A 2,020-nucleotide genomic window follows, 5' to 3' on the forward strand; every position below is an offset into this window, starting at 1 on the left:
TATCATTCTAGTGCTTACCAGCACGCTCAATGGGTTTGCGGAAGTGGTGTTTAGTAACCCCGCCGTAAATCGAATTGCCTCGGTAATTGCAAGTGGTACCGAAAGGGTTAGCCCGCTCACGCTGCCGTTGTTGACTTCCAAAATGGCATTTTCGTTGAAATTAAGGCTGCCCGGCCCGACTATAGTCTGAGGCGAAGAGCCATTGAAAACCAATGAGCGGTTGGTGGTGCCTGTTGGGCTAAAGGCCAAACTTGCATTTTGCGCGATGCTCAGATTTCCACCAATGGTAGTGCTATTGTTAAGGGTTGATGTGATGCTTGTGGCGCCGCTGATGGTTAAGTCGTTGAGAACGGTGAGAGCAACGGCGCCGCTGATGGTTTTGCTGCCTGCGTTAGCAAAGTCGAGGTTGCCGTAGGTGCGTGCGGCAGCAAAGCTGCCGAAATTGCCTGCAACGTAGCGGTAGGTGCTGCCGCTGATAAAAGCAGCCGGTCCATAAGGGTCATCGCCTGCTTCCTGCCGGAGCGTTGAGCCAGTGAAAAATGTAGCCGTATTGGCAGTAGTGCCAAACGGAGTGCCAACTAACTTATCACCTGTCGTAGTCAGGCTGCCGCCATTAACGAAATTTATGGAGCCAGCAGGCCCTTGAATTTTGTGTGTGATGGTGGCGTTACTTCCACCAATACCGGTAAATGTCACAGCCCCGGCAATAGTTGCCGTGGTGCCTGACAGGATGATGTTGAGGTTAGCACTGCTGGAGTTACCGTCTGCACCAGTGCCCAATACCGATAAGCTGGAACCCGCTGCTACTACCAAGCCATCGGAGGGGCCTCCTCCAATATTGATGTTGCGAACAGTTGCTGTGTTGTTGGACGTAGTAACGTTGAACGTGACATTTGCGCCGTTGATAAATCGGAGTTTTCCAGCATTGTAGGAATTACCAACTAATGCCTCTTCTGCACCCATATTGACAGAAGCCGACATACCATCAAAAATAAGGATGTCCGTCGCAGTTGGAGTAGCCCTGCTTACTATGAGTTGGTTCAAGACAGTAAAGCCTTTCCAACTGGAGGGTGCTGCCCAGTTCGCTCCGGGTGCCCCTACCCAATTGTACGTGTTCTGCGCTTGCGCCGTGGCTGAAAACAGCATTACTGCCCCCAAGAGCATGAGCACAGCCCTTCGATAAATTGAGGAAGTCCTCGGTGCTTTGAAAAACAGTGAGAGGAAAAGTGAATTCATATTGATGGGTTATTTGTAATTAAAGCGCAAGTTAAGAATTTTAACTGGTGTAAATGGCACTTCGTCCCGGATTTAATAGCGTTTGTCTAAAAATATGAAAACTTAAATAGAACTGATTTTATCTGAATTGTTAGTAATCATGACCTTGGCTGGAGCTGTGTGGATAGCCAAGGATGCGCTAAAATCAGCATTACCCCCTAACCAAAAACCCGCAGCGTTATCGCAACAACAGTCGCCGGCCCTCACGATGTTGGTCTTTCCTTTGCCCTTGAAGAACTGCTGGACAGGGCAGTGTGTCAGCAACTCGGCGTTGCTTTCATCGATGGTTCAAATCCCCGCAGTGGCAAGGGTAACGGCGAGGCAAGACCTACATAATCGCAGCAATGAGGCCTCGCTCCAACTGCCCAGCACCCATTTATATGATGTCGTCTGGCCCCTTCGGCTACGAGCCATGGCCCATCATTCGCATACCTGACCTACGAATGACCGTAACTCATCCAACTCTGGTACTTCCCACGCGCGGCGTTGGCCCTTTAACGACCATATATGGGGGAGTGCAAGGGCATAACCACTTCCCTTTAGCAGCGTTGCAATGGTCTCCCGCGCCACGCCGGTGGCGCAAATAGTGCTGCGCCGGGCAACCCCTTATCTGCCGGAATGGTAAAACAGTGAAATAATTGCCTGTGAAGCTGTTTAGGAAGTGGGAGGCGGGACAATTTTACGGAGCAGTAGCACCGTGAAGGCCACCCAGTGCAGGGCCATCCAGTTTTGCAGGCTGTTTCGT

Annotated in this window: 1 protein-coding gene; it reads right to left on the reverse strand. The window is 50.9% G+C overall.

The genetic code is table 11. The features are described 5' to 3' along the window. Positions 1–1,236 (reverse strand): hypothetical protein (locus BEN48_RS18875; protein ID WP_141764589.1); only part of this gene is annotated, 1,236 nt, incomplete at its 3' end. Between the last annotated feature and the right edge of the window lie 784 nt (positions 1,237–2,020).

Origin of the sequence: Hymenobacter glacialis, assembly GCF_001816165.1 — a bacterium.
Classification (GTDB): Bacteria; Bacteroidota; Bacteroidia; order Cytophagales; family Hymenobacteraceae; genus Hymenobacter; species Hymenobacter glacialis.